Source organism: Sphingomonas sp., from assembly GCF_004799495.1.
Classification (GTDB): Bacteria; Pseudomonadota; Alphaproteobacteria; order Sphingomonadales; family Sphingomonadaceae; genus Sphingomonas.
The window spans coordinates 145,872-164,970 of sequence record NZ_SSMY01000008.1 but is presented as its reverse complement, the minus strand read 5'-3'; the positions used below and the strand labels follow the sequence as shown (position 1 = coordinate 164,970).

Below are 19,099 nucleotides of genomic sequence, written 5' to 3'. Positions count from 1 at the left end.
TTTCCATCGAATATGCGTGCAAAACGTGCAGCCGCAATCGCGCTTTCCATCGGCAAGCGAGCCGCAGCGCGGCGCTAGAGCGATTCGGCGCGGTCGATGCCGTAACGTGCGAGCGCTCGCGCCAAGTGGCGCTCGGCATCGCCGAACCGGGTGAACACCGCGCGATGCACCGGGGCGGCCGGCCATGCTTGCCCCGCCGTCAGATGCGCGACGCGACGTGCGATCCCCGCCGCGCCATCGACGAACCGCACCGCGCGCGGCGCCACGGCGGCGAGTTCCTCGACCACCAGCGGGAAATGCGTGCAGGCGTTGACCACGACGTCGATCCGCTCGCCACCGGGTTGGTCGAAAAGGCCTGCGACCGCGGCGCGATACGCGGCTGGATCGGCGTCCTCGCCGCGTAACTTGGCCTCGGCCAATTCGACCAGCGCCGCCGATCCGTGGCGCAGCACCGTGCAATCGGTCGCAAACCGCGCCGCCAAGTCGTCGACATAGGGTTGGCGCACGGTGGCGTCGGTGCCGAGCACGCCGATCGTGCGCGTCTCGCTCAGTTCGGCGGCCGGCTTTATCGCCGGCACCGTCCCAACGATCGGAATGTCGAGCGCGGCGCGGACGTGGCCGAGCGCGATGGTCGAGGCAGTGTTGCACGCGATCACGATCAGCCGCGGATCGTACCGTTCGGCCAGCCGCCCGAGCAGCGCCGGCACGCGCGCGGCGATCTCCGCCTCGCTCTTGGTGCCATAGGGAAACGCCGCCGAATCGGCGACGTAGACCAGGCTCGCTTGCGGCAGCAGGTCGCGCAGCGCGGCGAGCACCGACAAGCCGCCGACGCCGGAATCGAACAACAGGATCGGGCGGTCGTCCATGCGCACCGGCCTGTGGACTGGCCCGGACGCGTGATCAAGATCAGTGGCGGTGGGCAACGGCTTGTTCTATATTCGCAACGACAGGGGGTGAAGCTTTGCCGACCGAGTATCTGTGGGGGCCGCCCGCGGCCGCGATGCTGTTGGGGTATCTGCTCGGCTCGATTCCGTTCGGGCTGATCCTGACGCGCGCGTTCGGTGCGGGCGACGTGCGCGCCATCGGTTCGGGCAATATCGGCGCGACCAACGTGCTCAGGACCGGGCGCAAGGAACTCGCGGCGGCGACGTTGCTGCTCGACGGCGCGAAGGGCGCGGCGGCGGTGCTGCTCGCCGCCTGGCTGTTCCCCGGGCATGAAGTGCCGGCGGCAGCGGCGGCGTTCCTCGGGCATTGCTATCCCGCCTGGCTGAATTTTCGTGGCGGCAAGGGGCTCGCGACGCTGCTCGGTATTTGCCTCGCGCTCTATTGGCCGATCGGGCTGGTCTTCGCGGTCGTGTGGCTCGCCCTGTTCGCGGTGCTGCGCATATCGTCGGTCGCCGGCATGGCCGCGGCGGTGGCGACGCCGGTGGCAGCGGCGTGGTTCGCGCGGTTCGACTTCGTGCTGTTGTTGCTCGCGCTTGCCGCGCTTGCCTTCTGGAAGCACCGCGCCAATATCGACCGGCTGATCCAGGGCACCGAGCCGCGCGTCGGGAGCAAGGCCGAAGAGAGTCAAGGTTGAGCGACCCGCGGATCGCGCGGCTACGGTTGATCCGCACGGCCGGGATCGGACCGATCACCTATCGCCAGCTGATCGCGCGGTTCGGCAGCGCCGAAGAGGCGATCGCCGCGCTGCCCGATCTCGCCGCGCGCGGCGGCGGCCGGGCGCCGCGGGTCGTTGACCCGACGGTGGCCGAGCGCGAGATCGCCGCGGTCGAGAAGCTTGGCGCGCGGTACCTGTTCCTCGACGATGCCGACTATCCCCCGCTCCTCGCCGAGCTCGACAATGCTCCCGCCGCGATGACGGTGCGCGGCGATATCGGCCTCGCGCGCCGCACCACCGTCGCGATGGTCGGCGCGCGCAACGCCTCGGCGGCGGCGTGCCGGTTCGCGCGCGGGCTCGCGGTCGAACTGGGGCGCGAGGGTGTGGTGGTCGTCTCCGGCCTGGCGCGCGGGCTCGACAGCGCCGCGCATCTGGGATCGCTCGCCACCGGCACGATCGGGGTCATCGCAAGCGGGATCGACATTGCCTTCCCGCCCGAAAATCGCGATTTGCAGGAGCAGGTCGCCAGCGAAGGCCTGCTGATCGCCGAACAGCCGCCGGGGATGGAGCCGCTCGCGCGCAACTTCCCGCATCGCAACCGGATCATCGCGGGGCTGGCGATCGGCACATTGGTGGTCGAGGCCGCGCCCAAATCGGGATCGCTCATCACCGCGCGGCTGGCGAACGAGGCCGGGCGTGACGTCATGGCGGTACCCGGCAGCCCGCTCGATCCGCGCGCACAAGGGTGCAACCAGTTGATCCGCGAGGGCGCGACGCTGGTGCAATCGGCGGCCGATATTCTCGAATCGATCCGCCCGATCGACGCGCGCATGGTGCGCTCGCCCGGCAGCGACTTCGCCGCGATGCCGCCCGCCGAACCGGGTGACGCCGACCGCACGCTGATCGCCGGCCTGCTCGGGCCGGTTCCGGTCGCGACCGACGAACTGATTCGTCAGTCGGGGCTGCCCTCGGCGGTCGTCGCGACGATCCTGCTCGAACTGGAACTCGCGGGCCGGCTCGAACGCCATGCCGGGGGAAGGGTGAGCCTGACATGACCGAAAAGCACACCTCTTGGCTGTTCCGCGGTGCCGCGATCTACGGCGCGATCCTGTTGCTTCCGGTCTATTTCCTCGAAGGCCGCGTCGCCGCGCCCGCCGTACGGCTGTCCGCGCCCGAATATTTCTATGGCTTCGTGGGTGCCGCACTTTCGTTCCAGATCCTCTACTGGATCGTCGGCGGTGCGCCGCGCAAATACCACGCGCTGATGCTGCTCGGCGTGGTCGCCAAGCTGAGCTTCTGGATTCCGACCGCGATCCTGTGGGGTATGGGCCGGACCGCGACGAGCACCTTCGCGCTGGTGTGCGGCGACCTGGTGCTGGCGATCGCCTTCTTCGTCGCTTGGATGTCGCTGCGATCGGGGGATTGACGCCTCCGCCCAAGCCTCCCCACCTTACACGCGTACACGTGAGGGGCGCCTTTTTCAGTCATGCAGCTTGTCATCGTCGAATCGCCGGCCAAGGCCAAAACCATCGAGAAGTATCTCGGTTCGGACTATCGCGTGCTCGCGAGCTACGGCCATGTCCGCGACTTACCGCCCAAGGACGGGTCGGTGAAGCCCGACGACGGCTTCGCGATGGATTGGGAGAATTATCCCGACAAGGCCAAGCAGCTCAAGGCGATCACCGACGAGGCGAAGAAGGCCGACCGGTTGATCCTCGCGACCGACCCCGACCGCGAGGGCGAGGCGATTTCGTGGCACGTGCAGGAAGTGTTGCGCGGGCGAAAGGCGCTGCCCAAGGACGTCCAGCGCGTGACGTTCAACGCGATCACCAAGGCGACGGTGACCGAGGCGATGCGGCATCCGCGCGAACTCGACGAGGATCTGATCGACGCCTATCGCGCGCGCCGCGCGCTCGATTATCTGGTCGGGTTCACGCTCAGCCCCGTGCTGTGGCGCAAGCTGCCCGGCGCCAAGTCGGCCGGGCGCGTCCAGTCGGTAGCGCTGCGGCTGATCGTCGACCGCGAGATCGAGATCGAGGCGTTTACGCCCCAGGAATATTGGTCGGTCGCCGCCACGCTCGAACAGGACGGCACGCCGTTCACCGCGCGGCTGGTCAAGTGGAACGGCGACAAGATCGACCGCCTGACGATCGGCGCCGAGGGCGATGCGATGCGCGCCAAGGCCGATGTCGAGAATGGCCGCTTCACCGTCCAGTCGGTCGAGACCAGGCCCGCAACGCGCAATCCGCCGCCGCCGTTCACCACCTCGACGCTGCAACAGGAGGCGGCGCGCAAGCTCGGTTTCTCGGCCAGTCACACGATGCGCGTGGCGCAGGGTCTCTATGAGGACGGCGCGATCACGTACATGCGCACCGACGGCGTCCAGATGGACGGCAGCGCGATTTCCGCCGCGCGCCACGCGATCACCAACCGCTATGACGCCAGCTACGTCCCCGACAAGCCGCGCATGTACCAGACCAAGGCGAAGAACGCGCAGGAAGCACATGAAGCGATCCGCCCGACCGATTTCGCCAGGGACCGCGCCGGGTCGGGCGACCATGCGCGGCTGTACGACCTGATCTGGAAGCGCGCGATGGCGAGCCAGATGGCGTCGGCGCGGATGGAGCGCACCACGATCGACCTGGCCGACGGCACCGGTCGCCATGGCCTGCGCGCGACGGGGCAAGTGGTAATCTTCCCGGGGTACATGGCGCTGTACGAGGAAGGGACGGACGACAGCGAAGACGAGGACGGCCGCCGTCTGCCACGCTTGCGCGACGGCGACGTGCCGGCCAAGCGCGAGGTGACTGCCGAACAGCATTTCACCCAGCCGCCGCCGCGCTTTTCCGAAGCGAGCCTCGTCAAGCGCCTCGAGGAACTCGGCATCGGGCGCCCGTCGACCTATGCCTCGACGATCCAGGTACTCAAGGACCGCGACTACGTCCGCGTCGAGAAGAACCGCTTCTTCGCCGAGGAATCGGGGCGGCTCGTCACCGCCTTCCTCGAGCGCTTCTTCGAACGCTATGTCAGCTACGATTACACCGCCGGACTGGAGGATGAGCTCGACGAGATTTCGGGCGGGCGCGCGCAATGGCAGGCGGTGCTCGACGCGTTCTGGCGCGACTTCAAGCCGCGTACTGCCGAAGTGATGGAGTTCAAGCCGTCCGAAGTCACGCAGCAGCTAGACCAGTTCCTCGCCCCCTATCTGTTCCCCGAGAAAGCCGACGGCGGCGACCCGCGGCTGTGCCCCAATTGCGGGCAGGGCCAACTTTCGTTGCGCGGCGGCAAGTTCGGCGCGTTCATCGCCTGCTCCAACTATCCCGAATGCAAATACACCCGCCGCTTCGCGCAAGGCGGGGCCGAGGGTGAGGACAGCGGGCCCGAAGGGCTGGGCAAGGACCCGGCGACCGGCCTCGAGGTCGAGCGCAAGTCGGGGCGGTTCGGGCCGTATATCCAGCTCGGCGAGGGCAAGGACGCCAAGCGCGCGTCGATCCCCAAGGACATTCCCGAGCTCGATCTCGAATGGGCGCTCAAGCTGCTGAGCCTGCCGCGCGAAATCGGCGCGCATCCCGAGAGCGGCAAGACGATCACCGCGTCGATCGGGCGCTACGGCCCCTATCTCGCGCACGATGGCAAATATGCGCGGCTGCAGTCGACGACGGAGCTGTTCGAGACGGGCATGAACGCCGCGGTGGTCAAGCTGGCCGAAGCGGCGGCGAATGGCGGGCGACCGCAGCGCGGGAGCCAGGCGCCGCTCAAGGTGCTCGGGCCGCATCCACGCACCGAAGCCGAGATCAAGCTAATGGAGGGGCGCTACGGCGCGTACGTCACCGATGGCACGACCAACGCGACTTTGCCGAAGTCGATCGACAAGGATGCGCTGACGCTGGAGGAAGCCGCGCAACTGATCGATGCGCGCGCCGCGACGGCGCCCGCCAAGGGCAAGCGCAAGCCTGCGAAGAAGAAGGCGGCTCCGAAGAAGAAAGCGGCGGCGAAGAAGGGCTAGTCGCGTTGAGGGTGAGCCGGGGCAGCCGTGACGAAAAAGCTACCGATGTAGGATTTCGTTTGATCTACCCTGGCCGATGCGCAGCCCGTCGAGCCCGCTTTCCGTTCTCCTCGCCTCACTGGTTCGGTGGGGCGCCGCTGCGCCGCTTCGCGATGGCGTCGGGGTGGCAGCACAGGTGCTTGGCTGCCGCGTGGATAGCGCGGTCGTCGCGCCCGTGGCGCGCTGGTGTCGCGTTCGGGACGCCTTACAGGCGCAAATCGGACCCAATTGGCCCATCGCCGTGCGAGTGTGAACTTTGCGCGGATGGGAAGTGACTCAGGCCGCGCGGCGGCTCGTTTCGTTGAGGAACGCGCGGGCCGCGGCCTGCGCCGTGGCGATTTCGCGTGCGGTCATTTCGTCGGCGACTTCGGCGCGGCAATATTGCGCCGCTTCGTGGCCGCGCACCGCCGCCAGGTTGAACCATTTGTGCGCCTCGACCAGGTCGATGTCCGCCCCCGAGGTGCCGGTCGAATAGACCACGCCGAGCTCGTAATAGGCGTCCGGATCGCCGCGCATCGCGTCGCGCATCCGGCTCTCGATCAGAAACTGCGCACTCTTCAGGCTGCTGCCCATGTCGCCAACCCCTTTTATCCCTTTGGCCGAATCAGATTGGCCGGGGAGGGGTCAACAAATGGTTAACGCGCTTTAACCGTGTTTTTCGTAGGCGCTATCGCGAGGTTGTCGATGAGGCGGGTGGTCCCGATCCGCGCCGCGGCGAGCAGGCGGCGGGGCTGGCCGGGTACAGGTTGGCCCAGTGTCGCGGCATCGACGAGCTCGACATAATCGACGGCGAACCCGGCATCGGCGAGCGACGTCAAGGCGGCAGCGATCGCGCCGTCCTCGCCTGCCTCGATCGCCCGCCTAGCCTCGGCCAGCGCCTTGGCCAGCGCCGCCGCCCGCGACCGCTCGTCGGGGGAGAGGTAAGCATTGCGCGACGACAGCGCCAAGCCATCCCCCTCCCGCACCGTCGACACCCCGACAATCTCCAGCCCGAAATCGAGATCGGCGACCATCCGCCGGATCACCGCGAGCTGCTGGAAATCCTTCTCGCCGAAATAGGCGGCATCGGGCCGCACCTGGTTGAACAGTTTCGCGACCACCGTCGCCACCCCATCGAAATGTCCCGGTCGCGCGGCACCATCCTGCCCCTCGCTCACCCCCGACACCGATACGTTGGTCGCGAACCCCGCCGGATACATTTTCTCGACCCCCGGCATCCACAGCAGGTCGCAGCCATGCGCGGTCAACAGCGCAATGTCCGCCACGGCCGGGCGTGGATAGCGCGCGAGATCCTCGTTCGGGCCGAACTGCTTGGGGTTGACGAAGATCGACGCGACCACCCGCGCGCCGGTCGCTCGCGCCGCATCGACTAGCGCCATATGCCCGGCATGGAGTGCGCCCATCGTCGGCACCAGCGCCACCCGCGATCCATCGGCGCGCAATGCCGCCACCGCGAGTCTCAAATCGGGCAGGCGATGGACGGTTTGCACGAGCCTATGCTTTCGATAGAGGAAGCCCACGCCTCTAACGGGCGCGGGTCGGGTCAGGCAACAAGGTCAGCATCGTGGCGAACGGCCGCACACACACTATCGTCTTCGCCAACGAAAAGGGCGGCACCGGCAAATCGACCACCGCGGTCCATGTCGCGATCGCACTGGCCGCCCGCGGCGCGCGTGTCGCCGCGCTCGACCTCGATCATCGCCAGCGCACGCTCGGCCGCTATCTCGACAATCGCGCGGCGACGATCCGGGCAACCGACCGCGACCTGCCGATGCCCGAATATGAGACGCTGAGCGACCAGACCGTCGAAGCGTTCGATGCCGCGGTCGACCGGCTGACGGGAGATGCCGATTACCTCGTGATCGACACGCCCGGCCGCGACGATCCGATCGCACGTGAGGCAGCCACCCGCGCGGACACGTTGGTCACGCCGATGAACGACAGTTTCGTCGATTTCGACCTGATTGGCCAAGTCCATCCCGATACGTTCAAGGTGACGAGGCCGAGCTTCTATTCCGAATTGATCTGGGACGCGCGCAAGGCCCGCGCGAAGGCAGACGGCGCGACGATCGACTGGGTCGTGCTGCGCAACCGCCTCCAGCATATCGAAGCGCGCAACATGCGCCGCGTGTCCGACGCACTCGACCAGCTGGCGAAGCGAGTCGGCTTCCGCATCATCCCGGGGCTCGGCGAGCGCGTAATCTATCGCGAGTTATTTCCAAAAGGCCTGACGATGATCGACAGCCGCGAGTTCGGCGAGATGGGGCTGAGCCACGTCGCCGCGCGGCAGGAGCTGCGCGAGATGATGGCCGCGCTCGCGCTGCCCGAGCCGGTGCTGCCGCTCTTCGCATGATCGCCAAGCTAATCGTCGCGCTGGCGGTCGCCTGGGCCGGCTGGTGGCTGTGGCAGGGGCCGAAGAAGGCCCACACCAGTGGACGGCGGCCGCAAGCGCCGAGGTCGCCCGCACCGCCGCCGACGGACCATGACGCCGCGCTCACCATCCTCGGCCTCGGGGCTGGCGCCAGCCCCGCCGATATCCGCGCCGCGCATCGCCGCTTGCTGCTTGCGGTCCACCCCGACCACGGCGGATCGGCCGACCTCGCGCAGCGCGTCAACGCCGCGCGCGATACCTTGCTCAAGCGGCAGGATTGAACTTTTCGGCGGCCTGACCGATTGGGCCAAAACCCTACAGGACACGCCATGACCCATCGCTTCGACCCCTCATCGCTCCGCGAGTACGATATCCGCGGGATCGTCGGCAAAACGCTGTCCACCGACGACGCGCGCGCGATCGGGCGCGGCTTCGCTACCGTCGTGCGCCGCGCGGGCGGCACGCGCGTCGCGGTCGGGCGCGACGGGCGCACCTCGTCGCCGGCGATGGAGGCCGCGCTGGTCGAGGGGCTGCTCGCCTCGGGCGTCGATGTCGTGCGGACCGGCATGGGCCCGACCCCGCAGCTATATTATGCCGAGGCCGAGCTTGAGGTGGATGGCGGCATCCAGATAACCGGCAGCCATAACCCCGCCGAGTATAACGGCTTCAAGATGGTCCTGCAGCACCGCCCGTTTTTCGGCGAGGACATCCAGAAGCTCGGCCGCGCGGCGGCGGAAGGCGACTGGGAAGAGGGCGCAGGCAGCGTTTCGGATGTCGATATCGTCGACAATTACGTCGGCCGGCTGTTGGCGGGCTATGCCGGCGGCGCCTACCGGATAGGGTGGGACGCAGGCAACGGCGCCGCCGGCCCGGTGATCGAGAAGCTGACGAAGCTCCTTCCGGGTGAACATCACCTGCTGTTCACCGATGTGGACGGCAATTTTCCCAACCATCATCCCGATCCGACCGAGGAAAAGAACCTCGCGCACCTCAAAACGCTTGTCGCGGACAAGAAGCTCGATTTCGGAGTGGCTTTCGACGGCGACGGCGACCGGATCGGCGCGATCGACGGCGAAGGGCGCGTGATCTGGGGCGATCAGATTCTGTCCATTCTGGCCGAACCTGTGCTCAAGGAACTGCCCGGCGCGACGATCATCGCCGACGTCAAGGCGAGCCAGGCGCTGTATGACCGCGTCGCCAAGCTCGGCGGCACCCCGTTGATGTGGAAGACCGGACATTCGCTCATCAAGACCAAGATGAAGGAAACCGGGTCGCCGCTCGCAGGCGAAATGTCGGGGCACATCTTCTTCGCGCACGATTTCTACGGCTTCGACGACGCGCAATATGCCGCGGTCCGGCTGATCCGCGCGGTGCACATGATCGGCAAGTCGATGACCGAGATCAGGAGCGCGATGCCGGCGATGGTCAACACGCCCGAGATGCGCTTCCAGGTCGATGAGAGCCGTAAGTTCGCGGTGGTCGACGAAGTGCTCGACCGGCTCGAGACCGAAGGCGCGACGGTCGACCGCACCGACGGCGCGCGCGTGACGACGCCCGACGGCTGGTGGCTGCTCCGAGCGTCGAACACGCAGGACGTGCTGGTCGCGCGCGCCGAAGCGAAGGATCAGGCGGGGCTCGCGCGCCTGCTCGCGCAAATCGATCGCCAACTCGCCATGTCGGGCCTCGTGCGCGGGCCGCAAGCGGGGCACTAGTGGCTTTTCGCGGCTGAAACGCCCATCTCGGAATGATGGCCAGCGCCCCCCCCTCGATCATCCGCGTCGTCGACCTCGAGACCACCGGCGAGACGCCCGGCGCGCATGGCGTGTGCGAGGTGGGGTGGCAGGACGTCGCGCTGGGCACGGACGGGCGCTGGGAGCTGTACGGCGAGGGCGGCAGTCGGCTGATCAATCCCGGCCGCCCGATCCCGCCGATCACGCAGGCGATCCACCACATTCTCGACGAACAGGTTGCCGATGCGCCGTTATGGTTCGACGCCGCGCGCCCGGTGCTCGATCCGTACCCGCGCCGCCTCGCACTCGCCGCGCATCGCGCCGACTTCGAAATGAAATTCTGTACGCCCAACATGACTCACGGGGCCGAGTGGATTTGCACGTGGAAGTGCGCGATGCGGCTGTGGCCCGATAGTCCGAGCTTCTCGAACCAGGTATTGCGTTACTGGCGCAAGCCGCACGGGATCGATCACGAGCGCGGTCTCCCAGCGCACCGCGCCTTCCCCGACGCGTACGTTACTGCCTTCCACCTCCGCGACATGCTCAACGAAGCGTCGGTCGAGCAATTGCTCAACTGGTCGCGCCAGCCCGGGCTGCTCCCACGCGTCCGCTGGGGCACCGATCGCGGCAAGGACTGGACCGAGATTTCGGAAACGAGTCTCAACGGCTTCCTGACCGACCGCGACCCCGATGTCCGCTTCACCGCCGAAACCGAAGTCGCGCGGCGGCGTGGCGGGGGCGCGGTGGGGCGGCCCAATCTCCAGGGCATGCTCCTCTGAACCGACTGATCTCGATCAAGGCGGCGTTGCTGGCGTTTCGTTTCGCCCCCGGCTAGGCCATCGCGATGTCGGGCGTAGTGTTGAAACGACTGGGGGCGCCCGAGGGATTGGCGCGCCGCTTCCTGGTCGCCTGTATGATCATCGGGCTGGCCGGGCTGATGCTGGTCGGGGTCGCTGCAGCCTGGGTCACGATGCGCACCGCCGAGCATACCAGCTCGGTCAACCACACTTATCAGGTCGAAGTCGCGATCGGGCATGTCCGCGCGTTGGTCGAGGAAACCGAAACCACGCGGCGCGGCTATTTGTTGAGCGGCAACCCAGCCTATCTCGACAGCCACCGAATCACCGCGGTGCAGATCGACCCAGCACTCGACGCGCTCGCCAAGCTGACCGCCGACAATCCGCGCCAAATCGCGCGCATCGCCGATCTGCGCCGGCAACTGGCCGCGATTCGCGAGCGGCAGGTGGAGACGATCGCGCAAGTGATGGGCGGTCGCCGTGATACCGCGGTCGCCGGTTTCGCGGTCGAAACCTACGCCCGCCGCATGCGCGCCGTCCGCACGACGATGACCGCGATGCTGGACGACGAACGCGACTTGCTGGTTCAGCGCGACGCCGCGCAACAGAACAGTCTGCGCGCCTTCTACATGATCCTCGCCGCGGCGGGGGTTTTGATCCTGATCGTCGCGACCGTCTCGCTGGCGACGGTGCTACGCTACACGCGCGACCTCGGCGCGGCGCGCGACCGGCTGCAATTGCTCAACACCGATCTGGAAGGCGCGGTCGCCGAGCGCACCGCCGATTTGACCCGCGCCAACGAGGAGATCCAGCGCTTCGCCTATATCGTCAGCCACGATCTGCGCTCGCCGTTGGTCAACGTGATGGGATTCACCGTCGAGCTCGACGCCGCGCGCGCCTCGCTTGCCGACCTGGTCGACCGCGCGACCAAATCCGCGCCCGAGATCGTCACCGACGACGCGCGGCTGGCGGCGAAGGAGGATTTACCCGAGGCGATCGGCTTCATCCGCAGCTCGACGCAGAAGATGGACCGGCTGATCAACGCGATCCTGCGGCTGTCGCGCGAGGGGCGGCGCACGCTGGCGCCCGAACCGCTCGACCTTGCAAGCATCGCACAAGGCATCAGCGACTCCTTACGCCACATTGCCGACGAGCGCGGCGCAGAGGTCATTGTCGAACAGCCGATGCCGCCATTGATCAGCGACCGTGTCGCGGTAGAGCAAATCCTGTCGAACTTGGTCGAGAACGCGGTCAAATACCTCTCTTCCGACCGCCCAGGCCGGATCGTTGTCAGCGCGCACGCCGACGGCTCGCGTCGCGTCATTTCGGTGACCGACAACGGTCGCGGCATCGCCGAGCAGGATCATACGCGCGTGTTCGATCTGTTCCGCCGATCGGGCACGCAGGACCAGCAAGGCGAGGGGATCGGTCTCGCACACGTCCGCGCGCTCGCCTATCGCCTCGGCGGCACGATCGACCTGTCATCCACCTTGGGCGAAGGGAGCGTTTTCCGAGTAACCCTGCCCGCCACGCTTTCTGAAACGGGACCATCAGTATGAACGACCACCGCTCTGTATCGATCGTCATGATCGAGGACGACGAGGGGCATGCCCGCCTCATCGAGAAGAATATCCGCCGCGCCGGCATCCTGAACGACATCACCCATTTCACCGACGGGACGACCGCGCTCCATTATTTGTTCAAACATCAAGACGGCCCCGCGCTCAACGGTCCGGCGCTGGTGCTGCTCGACCTCAACCTGCCCGACATGTCGGGGACCGACATCCTGACCAAGATCAAGGCCGAGGGCAGCCCGCTCAAGCGCACCCCCGTGGTCGTGCTGACCACGACCGACGACAAGGTCGAAATCCAGCACTGCTACGACCTCGGCTGCAACGTCTACATCACCAAGCCGGTCAATTATGAAAGCTTCGCGCAGGCGATCCGCCAGCTCGGGCTGTTCCTGTCGGTAATCCAGGTGCCCGAGGTCGAGGACTAAGTGCCGCAAAGCCTGCGCCGCCTGCTCTATATCGACGACGACGCCGGCCTCTGCCGGCTGGCGCAGCGTGCACTGTCGCGGCGCGGGTTCGACGTGACCGTCGCGCACAGCGGTGTGGAAGGCATCGCGATGGCGATGACCGAGCGATACGATTTGATCGCGGTCGACCATTACATGCCGGAGATGGACGGGCTGGCGACGCTGAAGGCGATCGGCAAACTGCCGTCGCCGCCGCCGGTGGTCTACGTCACGGGATCCGAGGAGGGACCGGTCGCGGTCGCCGCGCTCAAGGCCGGGGCGGCGGACTATGTCGTGAAAACTGTCGGCGACGATTTCTTCGACTTGCTCGCCGTGGCACTCGACCATGTCCGCGTGCGCGCCGCGCTCGAACGCGACAAGGCGCTGGCGGAGGAGCAATTGCGGGCGTCCAACGCGCGGCTCGAAGCGCTGCTGCGCGAGGTCAACCACCGCGTCGCCAACTCGCTCCAGCTCGTCACCGCGATGGTGCGGTTGCAGGCGAACTCGCTCGCCGACCCCGCCGCGCGCCAGGCGCTGGCCGACACCGAGCGCCGCATCGACGCGATCGCACAAGTGCACCGCAGCCTGTACGCGACCGACGATGCCGAGGGCGTCGACATGAAGGACTACCTGCAGGCGCTGATCGACGAACTGAGCGGTGCGTGGGCGAGCGAGAAGCCCAAGCGCGCGCTGAAGCTGGAAGCCGAATCGATCCGTCTCGCGGCCGACCGCGCGGTATCGCTCGGCGTGATCGTCAACGAGCTCGTCTCGAACGCGTTCAAATATGCCTATGGCCCGACTGGTCCGGGCGAGGTGCGCGTGTCGCTGACGCGCGACGACGGCGCGTTCCTGCTCGCGGTCGAGGATGATGGCGTGGGGCTGGGGCCGACGACGCGCACGCAAGGGTCTGGGCTCGGCAACCGGCTGATCGGCGCGATGGCCAAGAGCCTGCACGGCGCGGTCGAATACGATTCGGAGCGTGGCGGCCTGCGCGCGACATTGCGCGCGGCGATCGCCTAAAAGTCGACGGCGATACCCTTAAGCGTCCAATCGCCATAGCGCGTCGGATTCTGACCCAACGGATCGTCGTCCGGTTCTTCGACCTTTTCCGGCTCGGGCACCGGCGGGCTCGGAGTCAGATACGCGGGCGGCTTGACGTGCGGCGGGCGGGGCATGGCGAGCTCATTGCGGTGCGCGGGCTAAACGGCCACATGGGCCGGCGATGACCGGTCTTCAAGCATGAACCAGCCGCTTCCTCCAGGCGTGCCCGCACGCCAAGCCGCGCTGCGCTTACTCGACGCGGTATTGCGTCGGGGCGAGACGATCGAGCAAGCCGCCGGCCGCGCACTCGCCAGCATCCGCGCCGACAACGACCGCGCGCTGGCCCGCGCGATCGCGGCCGAAGTGCTGCGCCATTTGCCCGACCTCGACGCAATGATCGATTCGGCGACGCAGCGCCCGTTGCCGCATGACGCCAAGGCGCGCTTCGCGCTGCGCATCGCGCTCGCCCAGATGCTAGCGCTCGGGACCCCGGGGCATGCGGCGATCGCCACCGTGCTGCCGCTGATCGACGGCGGCCCGCGCAAGCTGGTCCACGGCGTGTTCGGCACGCTGAGCCGGCGCGGCGCGACCTTGCCCGATCCACCCGCACTCCCCGCCGACACCGCCGAGCGCTGGGCCGCGCAATGGGGCGACGCGATGGTCGAGGCCGCGCGCCGCGCGATGGCGACGCCGCCGCCAGTCGATCTGACGCTGAAAGGCGAACCCGCGCCGGAAGGGCTGGCCTTGCTCCCCGGCCATCGCCGCTTGCCGCGCGGCACCGCCATCCCCGATCTGCCGGGATACGACGAGGGCGCGTGGTGGGTGCAGGATATCGCCGCGTCGATCCCCGCGCGGTTGCTCGGCTCGGGCAGGGGCAGCGCGGTCGACGCCTGCGCCGCGCCGGGCGGCAAGACGATGCAACTCGCCGCCGCCGGATGGGACGTCACCGCGATCGATGTGGCCGAAAGTCGTCTCGCGCGACTTCGCGACAATCTGGAGCGCACGCATCTGTCGGCCGAGACCGTGGCCGGAGACGCGACGCGCTGGAGTCCCGCCGTGCCGGTCGATGCCGTGCTGCTCGACGCGCCCTGCAGCGCGACGGGGATCTTCCGCCGCCATCCCGACGTGATCCACCGCGTTCACCCAGCGCTGATCGAGCAGATGGCTGACCTCCAGCGCCACTTGCTCGCGCACGCCGCCGGCTGGCTCAATAAGGGCGGCACGCTGGTCTACGCGACCTGTTCGCTCGAACGCGCCGAGGGTGAGGAGCAGGCCGCAGCATTCCTGGCGGCCAACAAGGATTTCACGATCGACCCGGTCCGCGCCGACGAACTACCCGCCGGGATCGCGCCATCGCCCGAAGGCTGGGTCCGCATCGTGCCTGGCGCGCTGGAGGCGGAGGGCGGCTGCGACGGCTTCTTCATTGCCCGATTCGCGCGCGGCGGATAGAGCCTCAGTCATGCAACAGCCGGTCCGCATCGCCCCCTCGATCCTGAGTGCCGATTTCGCCAAGCTCGGCGAGGAAGTCCGCGCGATCGACGTGGGCGGCGCCGACTGGATCCATGTCGACGTGATGGACGGCCATTTCGTCCCCAACATCACGATCGGACCCGCCGCCGTGAAGGCGATCCGCCCCCACACCGCAAAGCCGCTCGACGTCCACTTGATGATCGCGCCGGTCGATCCCTATCTCGACCAGTTCGCCGAAGCCGGCGCCGACACGATCAGCATCCATGTCGAGGCCGGCCCGCACACGCACCGCAGCCTTCGCCACATCCGATCCTTAGGCAAGCGCGCGGGCGTGGTGCTGACCCCGCAGACGCCGGCCAAGGCGCTCGATTACCTCCTCGAAGAGGCCGACCTCGTGTTGGTCATGAGCGTCAACCCAGGGTTCGGCGGGCAAACCTTCATCGAATCCGCGTTGCGCAAGATCGAGGCGGTTCGGACGATGATCGACAAGCAGGGCCTTGCCGTCGATCTCGAAGTCGATGGCGGGATCGACCGCGACACCGCGCGCCAAGCGATCGCGGCGGGCGCCGACGCGCTGGTCGCCGGTACCGCGACCTTCAAGGGCGGCCCGTCCGCCTACGCCGCCAACATCGCCGCGTTGAGGGGCGGGTGAGCGACGACACGCCAGAGGAAATCGAGGAAGGCAAGCGGCTGATCCGCCACGGCGGCAGCGGCGGACTGAGCCTTGCCGAGCGCGTGTCCGAACGTTTCCGCCGTCTCGCCTGGCGCACCCCCTTGCACGCTTTCCGCCTGCGCGGGCGCCATCCGCTCAAGCTGATCGCGGTGCCCGAGGACCCGTTTCTGGGCGATCCGCGCCGCGGCAACGCCTTGCTCGAGGAACGCGTGAGCTTTCGCGGCGAGAGCGTCGCGTTCGCCGATCTCGACTTCGCCAAGCCGAGCTGGTCGAAACCGTTCGGCGAGCATCTCCACAGCTTCGCCTGGTTGCGCGACCTGTCGACCGTCGCCACGCGCCCGATCGGCGTTCCCATTGCCGAGGCGCTGATGCGCGCGTGGCTCGCGGTCCACGCCGAAAAGGTCAGCGAGCCGGCCTGGGGCGCCGAATTGTGGGGCCGCCGCATCCTCCATTGGACCGCGCACGCACCGCTGATCCTGTCTTCGAGCGATCTCGTCTACCGCAGCCTCGTGCTCAACACGCTGGCGCGCGGCGCGCGGCATCTCGACCGCGCGGCGGACAAGGCGCCCGCGGGCGTCGGGCGGATCGCGGCATGGTGCGGCGTGATCGCGGCGGGGTTGCTGATCCCCGGCGGCGATCCGCGCCGCCAAATCGGCGAGGACGGGCTCGCGCGCGCGATCGAGCAAGCGGTGCACGAGGATGGCGGCGTCGCGGCGCGCGCACCGGCGGCGCAGCTCGACATCATCATGCTGCTAACCATGTTCCGCGAAGTGTATGCGGCCCGCCGCCTCGCGCCACCCGCGGCTCTGTCGGCCGCGCTCGGGCGGATGGTTCCGGCGCTGCAGGGCGTGTGTCATGCCGACCATGGCCTGTCGAGCTGGCAGGGCGGCGGGCCGGTGCGGCCGGCGCGAATCGACGAGATCGTCGCGGCGACCGGGGTGCGTGCCCGCCCGCTGCGCCAGGCGCGCGACTGGGGATACCAGCGGCTCGCGCAAGGTGAAGCCGTGGTGATCGTGGACGCCGCGCCGCCGCCGATCGCGCAGCTGACCGCGGGCGGCTGCGCCTCGACGCTGGCGTTCGAGATGTCCGACGGGGCGGAACGGCTGGTAGTCAATTGCGGCGGCGCGCGCGCCGCGATCGCGCAGATCCCGCAAGCGCTCGCCGACGGGCTGCGCACCACCGCCGCACATTCGACGTTGGTGATCGGCGACAGCAATTCGACCGCTATCCATCCCGACGGAACGCTCGGCCGCGGCGTCGGCGAGGTAGAACAGGCGCGCCAGGAAAGCGCGGGCGGCAGCCGGATCGAGGCGAGCCATGACGGCTATGCCCGGCGCTTCGGGTTCCTGCACCGGCGGCAACTCGTCCTCGCCGCCGACGGCCGCGAGTTGCGCGGCGACGACATGCTCCTCCCCGCCGGCAAGCGCCGCAAGAGCGCGGCGACCAATTTCGCGATCCGTTTCCATTTGGGCGCGGGTGTCGAGGCCGCGCCGACCGCCGACGGCATGGCGGCACTTCTCCGTTTACCCTCGGGAAAGCTGTGGCAATTCCGCTGCCGCGGTGGCGTGCTGGCGATCGAGGAAAGCCTGTGGATCGACCCCGACGGGTGCCCGGTCTCGACCCAGCAGATCGTCATAAGCGGCGAAGCGAGTGCAGGCGGCGAAACGATCGGCTGGGCCTTGAAGCGCGCGAGCTGATTGGCCATGGGGGCGCCACCCATCCACAGGAGCGCTGGCATGCCGACCGATATCGTCCCGATCAGGCGCGCGTTGCTGTCGGTGTCCGACAAGAGCGGGATCGTCGAACTGGCAATGGCGCTGGCGGCGAAAGGTGTCGAACTGGTCTCGACCGGCGGGACCGCAACCGCGTTGCGCGAGGCTGGGCTCACGGTGCGCGACGTCTCCGACCTCACCGGCTTCCCGGAGATGATGGACGGTCGCGTCAAGACGCTCCATCCGATGGTGCATGGCGGGTTGCTCGCGGTGCGCGACCACCCTGAGCATGCCGCGGCGATGGACGCGCATGGGATCGGCACGATCGACTTGGTCGTGGTCAACCTCTACCCCTTCGCCGCGACTGTCGCGAAGGGCGCGGGACGCGACGAGATCATCGAGAATATCGACATCGGCGGCCCGTCGATGGTGCGCTCGGCGGCCAAGAACCACGCCTTCGTCGCGATCGTCACCGATCCCGCGGACTATGTAACGATCGCGCGCGGTGAGACGAGCCTCGACGAACGCCGCACACTCGCCGCCAAGGCGTTCGCCGCGACCGCGACCTACGATTCGATGATCGCCAGCTGGTTCGCCTTCGCCGATCAGGGCGAGCGTTTCCCCCAAACCCTGCCGCTGGTGCTGACGCGTTCGGGCGACGAGCTCCGCTACGGCGAGAATCCGCACCAGGCCGCCGCCTTCTACGCCGCGACCGGCCCCGTCGCGCGCGGCATCGGCCAGGCGCGGCAGGTGCAGGGCAAGGCGCTGTCGTACAACAACCTCAACGACGCCGACGCCGCGCTCGAACTGATCGCGGAATTTCGCTCCGCCGACCCGACTTGCGTCATCGTCAAGCACGCCAACCCCTGCGGCGTCGCCACCGCTCGCACCCTGGTCGAGGCGTACGAGGCTGCGTTTGCGTGCGACACGGTCTCGGCGTTCGGCGGGATCATCGCGGTCAACCGCCCGCTGGACGCCGCAACGGCGGAAGCGATCACAGGGATCTTCACCGAAGTCGTCGTCGCGCCCGACGCCGACGCCGAAGCGGTGACGCTGTTCGCGGCAAAAAGGAATCTGCGCCTGCTGCTAACCGGCGAGCTACCCGACCCGCGTCGTCCGGGCATCGCCGCCAAGTCGATCGCGGGCGGCTGGCTCGTCCAGAGCCGCGACAATGGGTCGATCGACGAAGGTGCCTTGCGGATCGTCACCAAGCGCCAGCCGACGTCGCAGGAAATGGCCGATTGCCGCTTCGCCTGGACCGTCGCCAAGCACGTCAAGTCGAACGCGATTGTCTATGCCAAGGACGGCGCGACCGCCGGGGTGGGCGCCGGGCAGATGAACCGGCTGGAAAGCGCGCGGATCGCGGCGTGGAAGGCGAAGGACGCCGCCGCCGAGGCCGGCTGGCCGCAACCGCGCACGATCGGGTCGGCGGTCGCATCGGATGCCTTCTTCCCGTTCGCGGACGGCTTGCTGGCGGCGGTCGAAGCGGGTGCGACCGCGGTGATCCAGCCGGGCGGCTCAATTCGTGATGACGAAGTGATCGCGGCCGCCGACGATGCCGGCCTAGCGATGATCTTCACCGGGATGCGGCACTTCCGTCACTGAGCGGGCGCACGCAGATTGCGCGAGCAATCTGCGAGACG

The 19,099-nt window shown here is 68.0% G+C and carries 19 protein-coding genes; 15 read left to right on the top strand and 4 right to left on the bottom strand.

The window, feature by feature from the left end; translation table 11 throughout:
- Nucleotides 1-74: 74 nt before the first annotated feature.
- Nucleotides 75-866: a glutamate racemase gene (murI, locus tag E7773_RS08705; RefSeq protein ID WP_293990251.1), complete on the bottom strand. Its 792-nt coding sequence runs from the start codon at nt 864-866 to the stop codon at nt 75-77.
- 134 nt (nt 867-1,000) lie between these two features.
- On the opposite strand from murI, the gene plsY reads away from it, so the two are divergent.
- From plsY to topA, 4 genes are read left to right on the top strand one after another with little or no spacing between them, the layout of a single operon-like run.
- Nucleotides 1,001-1,579, top strand: coding sequence for a glycerol-3-phosphate 1-O-acyltransferase PlsY (plsY, locus tag E7773_RS08700; RefSeq protein WP_293990772.1), 579 nt, complete (start codon nt 1,001-1,003; stop codon nt 1,577-1,579).
- Nucleotides 1,576-2,655, top strand: a complete 1,080-nt coding sequence (gene dprA, locus E7773_RS08695) for a DNA-processing protein DprA (RefSeq protein ID WP_293990249.1) — start codon at nt 1,576-1,578, stop codon at nt 2,653-2,655. The genes plsY and dprA overlap by 4 nt, the downstream gene beginning before the upstream one ends.
- A complete protein-coding gene (locus E7773_RS08690; RefSeq protein WP_293990247.1) occupies nt 2,652-3,026 on the top strand; it encodes a hypothetical protein in 375 nt (124 codons plus the stop codon). The genes dprA and E7773_RS08690 overlap by 4 nt, the downstream gene beginning before the upstream one ends.
- 60 nt (nt 3,027-3,086) lie before the next feature.
- The gene (gene topA, locus E7773_RS08685) at nt 3,087-5,606 is read left to right on the top strand and encodes a type I DNA topoisomerase (RefSeq protein WP_293990245.1); all 2,520 of its coding nucleotides are present in this window, start codon (nt 3,087-3,089) and stop codon (nt 5,604-5,606) included.
- 315 nt (nt 5,607-5,921) lie between these two features.
- Here the strand turns inward: topA and E7773_RS08680 are convergent, their stop codons facing one another.
- Both E7773_RS08680 and panC read right to left on the bottom strand, forming a co-directional pair.
- A complete protein-coding gene (locus E7773_RS08680; RefSeq protein WP_293990243.1) occupies nt 5,922-6,218 on the bottom strand; it encodes a hypothetical protein in 297 nt (98 codons plus the stop codon).
- A 62-nt stretch (nt 6,219-6,280) separates the two neighbouring features.
- A complete protein-coding gene (gene panC, locus E7773_RS08675) occupies nt 6,281-7,135 on the bottom strand; it encodes a pantoate--beta-alanine ligase (RefSeq protein WP_293990241.1) in 855 nt (284 codons plus the stop codon).
- Nucleotides 7,136-7,209: 74 nt separating this feature from the next.
- On the opposite strand from panC, the gene E7773_RS08670 reads away from it, so the two are divergent.
- The 7 genes from E7773_RS08670 to E7773_RS08640 all read left to right on the top strand — a co-directional run bounded on the left by E7773_RS08670 (nt 7,210) and on the right by E7773_RS08640 (nt 13,580).
- Nucleotides 7,210-7,998: a division plane positioning ATPase MipZ gene (locus E7773_RS08670; protein ID WP_293990239.1), complete on the top strand. Its 789-nt coding sequence runs from the start codon at nt 7,210-7,212 to the stop codon at nt 7,996-7,998.
- Nucleotides 7,995-8,297 carry a J domain-containing protein gene (locus E7773_RS08665; protein ID WP_293990237.1) on the top strand — a complete coding sequence of 101 codons (303 nt, stop codon included), beginning with the start codon at nt 7,995-7,997 and terminating at the stop codon, nt 8,295-8,297. Before E7773_RS08670 ends, E7773_RS08665 begins: the two co-directional genes overlap by 4 nt.
- 48 nt (nt 8,298-8,345) lie before the next feature.
- On the top strand, nt 8,346-9,728 hold the full coding sequence (gene pgmG / locus E7773_RS08660; RefSeq protein ID WP_293990235.1) for a phosphoglucomutase/phosphomannomutase PgmG: 1,383 nt from the start codon (nt 8,346-8,348) through the stop codon (nt 9,726-9,728).
- A 35-nt stretch (nt 9,729-9,763) separates the two neighbouring features.
- Nucleotides 9,764-10,525, top strand: a complete 762-nt coding sequence (locus tag E7773_RS08655) for a 3'-5' exonuclease (RefSeq protein WP_293990234.1) — start codon at nt 9,764-9,766, stop codon at nt 10,523-10,525.
- A gap of 80 nt (nt 10,526-10,605) precedes the next feature.
- A complete protein-coding gene (locus E7773_RS08650) occupies nt 10,606-12,102 on the top strand; it encodes an ATP-binding protein (RefSeq protein WP_293990233.1) in 1,497 nt (498 codons plus the stop codon).
- Nucleotides 12,099-12,542 (top strand): response regulator, encoded by a 444-nt coding sequence (locus E7773_RS08645; RefSeq protein ID WP_293990232.1) that lies wholly within the window; start codon nt 12,099-12,101, stop codon nt 12,540-12,542. The genes E7773_RS08650 and E7773_RS08645 overlap by 4 nt, the downstream gene beginning before the upstream one ends.
- On the top strand, nt 12,543-13,580 hold the full coding sequence (locus tag E7773_RS08640) for a histidine kinase dimerization/phosphoacceptor domain -containing protein (RefSeq protein WP_293990231.1): 1,038 nt from the start codon (nt 12,543-12,545) through the stop codon (nt 13,578-13,580).
- On the opposite strand, the gene E7773_RS08635 is transcribed toward E7773_RS08640, so the two are convergent.
- Nucleotides 13,577-13,735 carry a DUF1674 domain-containing protein gene (locus tag E7773_RS08635; protein ID WP_293990230.1) on the bottom strand — a complete coding sequence of 53 codons (159 nt, stop codon included), beginning with the start codon at nt 13,733-13,735 and terminating at the stop codon, nt 13,577-13,579. The genes E7773_RS08640 and E7773_RS08635 overlap by 4 nt on opposite strands.
- A 64-nt stretch (nt 13,736-13,799) precedes the next feature.
- Between E7773_RS08635 and E7773_RS08630 the strand changes: the two genes are divergently transcribed.
- The 4 genes from E7773_RS08630 to purH are packed head-to-tail and all read left to right on the top strand — an operon-like array spanning nt 13,800 to nt 19,061.
- Nucleotides 13,800-15,050 carry a transcription antitermination factor NusB gene (locus E7773_RS08630; RefSeq protein WP_293990229.1) on the top strand — a complete coding sequence of 417 codons (1,251 nt, stop codon included), beginning with the start codon at nt 13,800-13,802 and terminating at the stop codon, nt 15,048-15,050.
- Between the two features lie 10 nt (nt 15,051-15,060).
- A complete protein-coding gene (gene rpe, locus E7773_RS08625; RefSeq protein ID WP_293990228.1) occupies nt 15,061-15,723 on the top strand; it encodes a ribulose-phosphate 3-epimerase in 663 nt (220 codons plus the stop codon).
- Nucleotides 15,720-17,441, top strand: coding sequence for a heparinase II/III family protein (locus tag E7773_RS08620; RefSeq protein ID WP_293990227.1), 1,722 nt, complete (start codon nt 15,720-15,722; stop codon nt 17,439-17,441). Before rpe ends, E7773_RS08620 begins: the two co-directional genes overlap by 4 nt.
- Nucleotides 17,442-17,480: 39 nt before the next feature.
- Nucleotides 17,481-19,061 carry a bifunctional phosphoribosylaminoimidazolecarboxamide formyltransferase/IMP cyclohydrolase gene (purH, locus tag E7773_RS08615; protein ID WP_293990226.1) on the top strand — a complete coding sequence of 527 codons (1,581 nt, stop codon included), beginning with the start codon at nt 17,481-17,483 and terminating at the stop codon, nt 19,059-19,061.
- Nucleotides 19,062-19,099 lie beyond the last annotated feature (38 nt).

Coding starts and splice junctions, on each gene's coding strand:
- murI (WP_293990251.1), bottom strand. CDS start 866: ATGGACGACCGCCCGATCCTGTTGTTCGATTCCGGCGTCGGCGGCTTG.
- plsY (WP_293990772.1), top strand. CDS start 1,001: ATGCTGTTGGGGTATCTGCTCGGCTCGATTCCGTTCGGGCTGATCCTG.
- E7773_RS08690 (WP_293990247.1), top strand. CDS start 2,652: ATGACCGAAAAGCACACCTCTTGGCTGTTCCGCGGTGCCGCGATCTAC.
- topA (WP_293990245.1), top strand. CDS start 3,087: ATGCAGCTTGTCATCGTCGAATCGCCGGCCAAGGCCAAAACCATCGAG.
- E7773_RS08680 (WP_293990243.1), bottom strand. CDS start 6,218: ATGGGCAGCAGCCTGAAGAGTGCGCAGTTTCTGATCGAGAGCCGGATG.
- E7773_RS08665 (WP_293990237.1), top strand. CDS start 7,995: ATGATCGCCAAGCTAATCGTCGCGCTGGCGGTCGCCTGGGCCGGCTGG.
- pgmG (WP_293990235.1), top strand. CDS start 8,346: ATGACCCATCGCTTCGACCCCTCATCGCTCCGCGAGTACGATATCCGC.
- E7773_RS08655 (WP_293990234.1), top strand. CDS start 9,764: ATGGCCAGCGCCCCCCCCTCGATCATCCGCGTCGTCGACCTCGAGACC.
- E7773_RS08645 (WP_293990232.1), top strand. CDS start 12,099: ATGAACGACCACCGCTCTGTATCGATCGTCATGATCGAGGACGACGAG.
- E7773_RS08635 (WP_293990230.1), bottom strand. CDS start 13,735: ATGCCCCGCCCGCCGCACGTCAAGCCGCCCGCGTATCTGACTCCGAGC.
- E7773_RS08630 (WP_293990229.1), top strand. CDS start 13,800: ATGAACCAGCCGCTTCCTCCAGGCGTGCCCGCACGCCAAGCCGCGCTG.
- rpe (WP_293990228.1), top strand. CDS start 15,061: ATGCAACAGCCGGTCCGCATCGCCCCCTCGATCCTGAGTGCCGATTTC.
- purH (WP_293990226.1), top strand. CDS start 17,481: ATGCCGACCGATATCGTCCCGATCAGGCGCGCGTTGCTGTCGGTGTCC.